The following is a 7,816-nucleotide window of genomic DNA, read 5'->3' as shown; positions in this document are numbered from 1 at the left end:
TCCTTGGTCGGCAGGGTCGGATGGGGATAAGGGGCGGACCGACGCCGCCCCGTGCGGCGGGCGGGGCGGGGGCGGGGCGGGGCGCGCAGGTGGCTTGTGCGCAGGAGGTGCCGCGGCACGGGGAGGCGTCGGTGACGGCTCGGGTTCGGGTTCGGGCGCAGCGTGCCTGCTCGGGAGGTCCGTCGGCGCGGAACCGGTGACCTTCGCGATCAGGTCGGCGACCGTCACACCGTCGGTGTGGTTATTCGTCTGCGAGGCGGTTTCGGGTTCCTCGGGCTGAGCATCCGGTTTGCGCTCCCACGGCGCGGCGGACCGCGGTGGCAGCGGAGATCGGGTAAGCCACTGGTTATCGCCGTTCGAATCGGACGCGCGCGGGCGACCAGGAGTGGCGTTATCGCCGTCACTCATGTCCCTACTGGCCTCCGACCGTGTGAGCAGCGTGCGCGCCGGTGCGCATCAGCCGCTGCGCTGCCGCCCGAGTGAAGCAGCGATATCCGTGGCCCCGCGTCTGGAGCCAATAACGACAAGACTCATATGGTACTTAGAGATCCTGAGAGACGTAATGTCGAGATGGTCTCGGTTCACCCACCGGAATGCATCACATCGGCGCCGCTCGGCACCGTGCAGTCGTCGGGATCGGTCAGCCAGCCGTCCGGGAGCGCCACCGAAGCCGGGGACCCCTGACGTCCGCGGGGGCCGGTGGCCGCACGCGGGAACGGCACGTCGGAGTCCAGGTCGCCGAGCAGTCCGTCGAGCTCGCTCAGCGTTTTGACCAGCGCCAATGCCCGGCGAAGCTCGGCTCCTGCGGGGAATCCGTGCAGGTACCACGCGACGTGCTTGCGGATGTCGCGCATGCCCTTGTCCTCGCCGAAGTGGGCGCTCAGCAGCTCACCGTGCCTGCGGATGATCGTGGCGACCTCGCCGAGTGTGGGCGGTCTCACACTCTCGCGCCCGGCGAAGGTGTCGGACAGCTCGGCGAACAGCCACGGCCTGCCAAGGCAGCCGCGGCCGATGACGACGCCGTCGCAGCCGGTGTCGGCCATCATGGCCAGCGCGTCGTCGGCGTCGAATATGTCGCCGTTGCCGAGCACCGGAATGCTGGTCACGTGAGCCTTCAGTGCAGCGATCTGTTCCCAGTCGGCGGTCCCGGAGTAGCGCTGCGCCGCAGTGCGGGCATGCAGTGCGACGGCGGCTGCGCCCTCCTCGGCCGCGATCCGTCCTGCGTCAAGGTGGGTGTGGTGGGCGTCGTCGATGCCGATTCGGAATTTCACGGTGACCGGGACGTTCGACCCGTCGGTTGCGCGTACCGCAGCGGCCACGATCTGCCCGAACAGCCTGCGTTTGAAGGGCAGCGCCGCGCCGCCACCGCGCCTGGTCACTTTCGGTACGGGGCAGCCGAAGTTCATGTCGATGTGATCGGCCAAGCCCTCATCGACGATCATCTTGGCCGCGGCGTAGGTGTTGTCCGGGTCGACGCTGTAAAGCTGCAGCGACCGTGGTGACTCGTCCGGCCCGAACGTCGTCATGTGCAGCGTCACCGGATGACGTTCGACCAGCGCGCGGGCGGTGACCATCTCGCACACGTACAGCCCGCTGACGGTGCCGGCCCTTACGAGCTCGAGTTCGCGGCATAGTGTCCGGAATGCGACGTTCGTGACGCCTGCCATCGGCGCAAGCACGACGGGGCTGGCCAGCGCGATGGGCCCGATTCTCAACGACCCCCCGGTCGTCGCCTGCGCTGCGTGCGCGGGTCCATCGCTGCTGCCCGCAGGAAGCTGCGCGCGGGGTTCGGTCAGGACGGAGATGACGCGAGAACTTTCTTGGCGCTCAGCCGCTCGGCCTTCTTGGCCTCCCGCTCAAGGCGCTTCTGCTTGGCGACCTCGAACTTGTCGCACGTCTCCTCGAGCTCTTCGACCAGCACACCGAGGTCGTCACGCATCCGGGCGGCCTCGCCGGTGAAGTCCTCACGCTCGAAGATGCGCCACTTCTTCAGCACTGGCATGACGACGTCGTCGAGGTGGATGCGCGGGTCGTATACCCCACCCACCGCGATGATCACGGCCTTGCGTCGGAACTCCGGAACGGTGAACCCTGGCATCTTGAAGTTGCGCAGCACGCGGTGCAGCGAGTGCATTGCCTGGTCCGGTGCGATGTCGAAGCCGGCCTCGCTGACGTCGCGGTAGAAGATCATGTGCAGGTTCTCGTCGGCCGAAACACGCTGCAGGAGTTGATCGGCGATCGTCTCGTTGCATGCCTTGCCGGTGTTGCGGTGCGACACGCGGGTGGCCAGCTCCTGGAACGTCACGTAGATGACGGAGTCGAAGAGGCTCTCGGCGAACAGGTCGCCCTGTTGGTTCTGGCCCGGGCTGAATCCACGGGTCACCTGCTCGAGGCGCAGGGTCTCCAGCGCGACGGGATCGATGGCGCGGGTGACGACGAGGTAGTCGCGCAGCGCGATGCCGTGCCGGTTCTCCTCGGCTGTCCACCGATTCACCCACTGGCCCCACGCGCCGTCCATGCCGAAGTTCATCGCGATCTCGCGGTGATAGGACGGCAGGTTGTCCTCGGTCAGCAGGTTCTGCACCATGGCCACCTGCGCGACCTCGGACAGCACCGACTGTCCTGGCTCCCAATCCTGGCCGCCGAGGGCGTAATAGTTCTTGCCGTCCGACCACGGAATGTAGTCGTGGGGGTTCCAGTCCTTGCGCATCGAGAGGTGCCGGTTCATGTACTTCTCGACAACTGGCTCGAGCTCTTTCAGCAGGTGCAGGTCAGTCAGGTTTTCGTGCATCGGCCCTGCGTCCTCCTTGGGGGCGGGGTTTGCCGTCATGCGTTGGACGGTCCCCTGGATTTATCTGTACCTGTTGGTTGCAGTCAATATATCTGTGTACCCCGGTGACATCAAGTTGTGGCGCCCGTGTCGCCGCGTCTATAAGGTCACGATTCTCGCCGGGTTTTGCGCGCAGCGACTACGGCGGTACTGCTCGCGGGTTGCCCCGGACGGCGGTATGGTTTCCGCAGGCAATGAAGGGCGCCTACACTCCTGGCAACCGTAGACCTTAGACATAGGCGGGCATGTTGAAGAAGATCATCATTTCGGCTGGCACCATTGGCGCCGCGGGGGTTGCGCTCGGCCTGTTCGGCGCAGGCATCGCCAGCGCCGCACCGGATGTGGTGGGAATGACGTACGGCGACGCGGTTTCGGCGATCGAGGAAGACGGCGGCACGGCGAAGATCTCTGTGACCGTCGGCGACCGCCAGGACGCGATGGGCGACTGCCTCGTCACCAACGCCACCGACGCTCCGTTCGTTCGCGACTCCGAGGGCGAATTCGGGCACGCCGACGGCGAGGTCCTGCTGGCGCTGAACTGCAACCGCGGTGCAGCCACGGCCACCACACCTGGCGCCTCGGCCGCCAGCCCGGCGGGCCGCGACTTCACGGCCAAGGCTGAAGAGGCCGCCGCCGCCCAGCAGAGCGAGGAAGGCGAACTCGCCGAAGCAGGTGAAGTTCCCGGTGACACCGCCGCCGAGGACATCCCGACCGGGTAGTTAGCACCCGCCTCACTCCTCTTCCTCTTCGCGATCTCACAGCGAGTGTTTGTCACGCTCGGACGATGAGAATCATCATTTCTGCGGTCACTGTCGGCGCCGCCGCGGCTGCGGCGGGAGTGCTCGGGCTGTTCGGCGCGGGCGCCGCGTCGGCGCTGCCCGACGTCGACGGCATGACGTATGAGGACGCGGTCGCCGCGATCGAGGAAGACGGCGGGATCCCGAAGGTCTCGGTGACCGTCGGCTCTCGCCAGGACGCGATGGGTGCCTGCCTCGTCACAAGGGCTGTGGACGGTTCGTTCTACCGACCAATCCCCGACGACGTGTACTTCGGCAGCGACGAGGGCGAGGTCTTGCTGACCTTGAACTGCAACCGCGGCGCTGCGACGGCGACCGTGCCTGGCCCTTCGGCGGCCAGTCCGGCGGGCCGCGACTTCACCGCCAAGGCCGAGGAGGCCGCCGCGGCGTCGCAAAGCGAGGAAGCCGAACTCGCTGAGGCGGGCGAGCTTCCGGGGGTGGCGGGCCAGGTGGCCGGTTAATCAGTAGCTCGACACCCTGCTGAGCAGCATGTCGACGCAGTAGTCGATGAACTGTTCGCGGGTGGCCGTCAGGCGGCCGTTCAAGTAAGCGGTGAACAGGGTCGTCAGCGCGCCGATCAGGCCGGTGGCCACCATGGCCTGCACGGCGGGGTCGGCGATGCGGGTCAGCTTGTGCTGCAGCAGTTCGATGAAGCTGGGCATCCAGTCGGCGCCCGATCGGGTCAGCACGGGCTCGACCGCAGGTGCCAGCAGAAGCACGCGGCCGCGCGTGGGGTCGTCGACCATCAGGGCAACGAACCGCTCGACGGCGTCGCGTGCGGTGGTCGACGACGACAGCGTTGACATTGCCCTTGTGCAGACGTCGTCGTAAACGGCGCCGACGAATTCGTCGCGGTCGGAGAAGCTCTCATAGAAGTAGCGTTCGGTGAGTCCGGCCGCCTTGCACACCGCGCGCACCGTGAGGGCGGGCCCGCTCTCGCTACCAAGCAGGCTGACGCCAGCGGCGATCAGGTCGTCGCGGCGCAGCGCCTGCCTGTCCCGGAGCGGAACGCCCGACCATCGGCCCCGTCGTTGACCCGCAGCCACATCACTCCTAGACTATTAGTGACAACGTACGTAGTCAGAATGCCATCTGACGCCGACCGAAAGCACATCAGTGACTCAAGATACGTCCGAGGTATGCCCGACGGCCCAGGGGCACCACCCGCCCGAAGGGCAGGGGGACGAAACCGCTCCGGTCGCATCGGGTTGCCCCGTGTCAGGGGGAGGCTACGACGCACTGCCCGAGCCCCTCGGCCCCGATTCGTTGACGTGGAAGTACTTCGGCCAGTGGACCGGTATGTTGCAGGGCTCCTGGGCCGGCTCGATGCAGAACATGCATCCGCAGCTGGGCGCTGCGGTGAAGGACCACTCGATCTTCTTCATGGAGCGGATGCCTCGGCTGTACCGGTCGGTGTATCCAATCGGTGGGGTCGTGTTCGACGGTGACCGCTCACCGAAGACCGGCGCGCAGGTGCGCGACTACCACATCGGTATCAAGGGCGTCGACGAGCAGGGACGCCGGTACAGCGCGTTGAACCCCGACGTCTTCTACTGGGCGCACGCCACCTTCTTCAAGTCCGTTCTGCTGGCCGCCGAACGGTTCAGGGGCGGGCTGACCGAGGCCCAGAGGCGCCAGCTGTTCGATGAGCACGTCACCTGGTACCGGATGTACGGGATGAGCATGCGGCCGGTGCCCAACAGCTGGGAGGAATTCCAGGAGTACTGGGATCACATGTGTAACAACGTGTTAGAGGACAACTACGCGACGCGCGAAGTGCTCGATCTGTCCACCATGACCAAGCACCCGTCGCTCGAGTGGATCCCGGACTGGATGTGGCGGCTGAACCTGAAGGTGATGGAACGGTTCCTGGTGTTCGTCACCGTCGGCCTCTACGACCCGCCTGTTCGTGACCTGTTGGGCTACACCTGGTCGGCTCGCCAGGAATGGCTGCACCGCCGTCTCGGGAATCTGGTGCACCTGGTCACCACACTGACGCCCAAACGCATGATGATGCATCCGCGCAAGCGCAGCGCATTCGACCGTGCGACCGGCCGGCTCCCCTCAGACGCGCCGTTGGTGGAGACACCGGCACGCAACCTGCCGCCGGTCGGGCACCGCGACGACGGCAAGCACTACTGTCCCAACGTGCCTGTGGGATAGCCCCGGCTGTACCGGCGGACAGCGCCCGCAGATTTCCGCGCGGGTCGCCGCTACGATTCGGCAATGCCATGGCAAGTGTTTGCGGCAATGCTGCTTCTAGTCGTCACCATCGTCGCCCTGCTCATCAGGGCCACATCGAAAAACCCCAAAGGTAGGACGCAGGCGCTGCGTATCGCCGTCATCGCCGGTGGGCTTGCGGTCTTCGTTCTGCTTCTCGGTTCGACGACGATCGTGTCGACCCGCAACGTCGGCGTCGTGACGACGTTCGGCAGGCCAAGCGGCACGCTGCCCAATGGTCTTCACGTGAAGGCGCCGTGGCAGAACGTGACCGAGATGAACGGCACCATCCAGATCGACAACCACACCGGCGAAAGCGCCACCACCGTGCGGCTCGGGAACAACTCGACCGCCTACGTCGACAACAGCGTCCGGTGGCGGATTCAGCCCGCGGCCGCCGACGAGCTGTTCCTCGACTACCGGGAATTCGACAACGTCCGCGACAACCTCGTCACCCGCGAGCTCAGGGCGGCGCTCAACGAGGTATTCGCTGATTTCGACCCGTTGTCACCGGAGAACTCAGAGGGCACCAATGTCCAGGCGCTCGGCGACAAGGTTGCCGAGAAGCTTCGCACCAAGGTCGGCGATCAGATCGAGATTCTCAACGTCATTGTGCCGCTGGTGAACTACGACGATGCGACGCAGAGCCGCATCAACGCGCTCAATGTCGAGAAGGCGAACACGCGCGTCGCCGAGCAGCGGGCCAAGACCGCGGAGGCCGAAGCCAGGGCCAACGAGATCTTGGCGGGGTCGGTTTCCGACAACCCGAATGTGTTGGTCAGCAAATGTCTGGACGCCGCGCGGGAAGGCAACATCAGCCCGCTGGGCTGCTGGCCCGGCACGTCGGCGGTGCCAACCGTTCCTGCGCGTTGACCGTCGCGCTAGCGTTGACGGTGTGCAGGCGCCAGAAGTTCTAGGCGGCCGCTATGAGCTGCGGGGGGTTCTGGGCCGCGGTGGAATGGCAGAAGTTCGCGACGGCTGGGACCTTCGGTTGGACCGCCCCGTCGCGGTCAAGCTGATGCATCCGGCCTTCAGCGTGCAACCCGGCGACCGTCGCCGCTTTGAGACCGAGGCGCGAGCCGCAGCAGGCCTGACCCACCCCCACATCGTCGCGGTGCACGACAGCGGCGAGCACGCAGGCATTCCCTTCATCGTGATGGAGCGTCTGTCCGGGTGGACGTTGGCCGACGAACTGTCGCGCGGTCCGCTGGCGCAGGAGCGGGTGCGCAAGGCTCTGGGCGACGTCCTGTCGGCGCTGGCCGCAGCACACGCCGCCGGGGTGCTACATCGGGACATCAAACCCGCGAACATTCTGTTCACGAATTCCGGCGAGGCAAAGGTCGCGGATTTCGGCATCGCGAAAAGCGCTGGGGCGTCGGTCACGATGACAGGACAGATCGTCGGGACGATGGCGTACCTCAGCGCCGACCGCTTGATGGGCAGGCCCGCCACCGTCTCCGACGATCTGTACGCGGTCGGTGTGGTCGGCTATGAGGCGCTGGCCGGCCGCAAGCCGTTCCCGCATGAGAGCCTCCCTGCGCTGACGCGGGCGATTGTCGAGGACACACCGCAACCGCTGGCAGTGGTGCGGCCCGATGTGGAATCGCGACTGACCGCGACCATCGAGAGGGCGATGGCCCGCGATCCACGATGGCGATTCGCCAGCGCCGAGGATATGCGCGCGGCCTTACACGTTGCACCGCAACAGAGTTCGGCGCGGCCGCCCACGCGGGTGCTCGCCGAGCCGCTGCCGCCGGCGAGCACGATGGTCGTCGCGCCGCAGCCACGATCGAGCAGGCGCCGGACGCTGCTCGCGGTCGCGGCCGTCCTCGCCGCCGTCGTGTTGGCGGCCGTCCTCCTGATCTTCGATCCCGGCCAGCAGCCGTCGGCACCAGAACAGGTCGGCACCAGCACATCGACGCCCGCGCCGCCCCCGACACCATCTGCCCCTTATACACATCTCCGAGCC

At 66.5% G+C, this 7,816-nt stretch carries 8 protein-coding genes and 1 pseudogene; 5 read left to right on the top strand and 4 right to left on the bottom strand.

What is annotated here, in order from left to right; all coding sequences use genetic code 11:
- From D6M19_RS34630 to D6M19_RS33800, 3 genes and pseudogenes are all read right to left on the bottom strand, one after another.
- A pseudogene (locus tag D6M19_RS34630) lies at positions 1-408 on the bottom strand (hypothetical protein); the annotation flags it as partial.
- A 173-nt stretch (positions 409-581) separates the two neighbouring features.
- Positions 582-1,715 (bottom strand): tRNA dihydrouridine synthase DusB, encoded by a 1,134-nt coding sequence (gene dusB / locus D6M19_RS33805; RefSeq protein ID WP_123029646.1) that lies wholly within the window; start codon positions 1,713-1,715, stop codon positions 582-584.
- A 77-nt stretch (positions 1,716-1,792) separates the two neighbouring features.
- Positions 1,793-2,791 (bottom strand): acyl-ACP desaturase, encoded by a 999-nt coding sequence (locus D6M19_RS33800; RefSeq protein WP_123029648.1) that lies wholly within the window; start codon positions 2,789-2,791, stop codon positions 1,793-1,795.
- Positions 2,792-3,075: 284 nt separating this feature from the next.
- Here D6M19_RS33800 and D6M19_RS33795 point away from each other — a divergent pair, with 284 nt between their 5' ends.
- Both D6M19_RS33795 and D6M19_RS33790 read left to right on the top strand, forming a co-directional pair.
- Positions 3,076-3,549: a hypothetical protein gene (locus D6M19_RS33795; protein WP_123029645.1), complete on the top strand. Its 474-nt coding sequence runs from the start codon at positions 3,076-3,078 to the stop codon at positions 3,547-3,549.
- A gap of 65 nt (positions 3,550-3,614) precedes the next feature.
- Positions 3,615-4,088: a hypothetical protein gene (locus D6M19_RS33790; protein ID WP_123029644.1), complete on the top strand. Its 474-nt coding sequence runs from the start codon at positions 3,615-3,617 to the stop codon at positions 4,086-4,088.
- Here D6M19_RS33790 and D6M19_RS33785 read toward each other — a convergent pair whose 3' ends face one another.
- Entirely contained in the window at positions 4,089-4,673 is a 585-nt protein-coding gene (locus D6M19_RS33785) for a TetR/AcrR family transcriptional regulator (RefSeq protein WP_123029643.1), read from the bottom strand.
- 70 nt (positions 4,674-4,743) lie between these two features.
- On the opposite strand from D6M19_RS33785, the gene D6M19_RS33780 reads away from it, so the two are divergent.
- The 3 genes from D6M19_RS33780 to D6M19_RS33770 all read left to right on the top strand — a co-directional run.
- Positions 4,744-5,790, top strand: a complete 1,047-nt coding sequence (locus D6M19_RS33780) for an oxygenase MpaB family protein (protein ID WP_123029642.1) — start codon at positions 4,744-4,746, stop codon at positions 5,788-5,790.
- A 63-nt stretch (positions 5,791-5,853) separates the two neighbouring features.
- Entirely contained in the window at positions 5,854-6,720 is an 867-nt protein-coding gene (locus D6M19_RS33775; protein ID WP_123029641.1) for an SPFH domain-containing protein, read from the top strand.
- Between the two features lie 22 nt (positions 6,721-6,742).
- Positions 6,743-7,816 (top strand): serine/threonine-protein kinase (locus tag D6M19_RS33770; protein ID WP_234835169.1); only part of this gene is annotated, 1,074 nt, incomplete at its 3' end.

It is taken from the genome of Mycolicibacterium stellerae (assembly GCF_003719305.1).
GTDB classification, from domain to species: Bacteria; Actinomycetota; Actinomycetes; order Mycobacteriales; family Mycobacteriaceae; genus Mycobacterium; species Mycobacterium stellerae.
The sequence above is the reverse complement of the archived record's forward strand: the minus strand, read 5'-3'. Positions and strand labels throughout refer to the sequence as shown.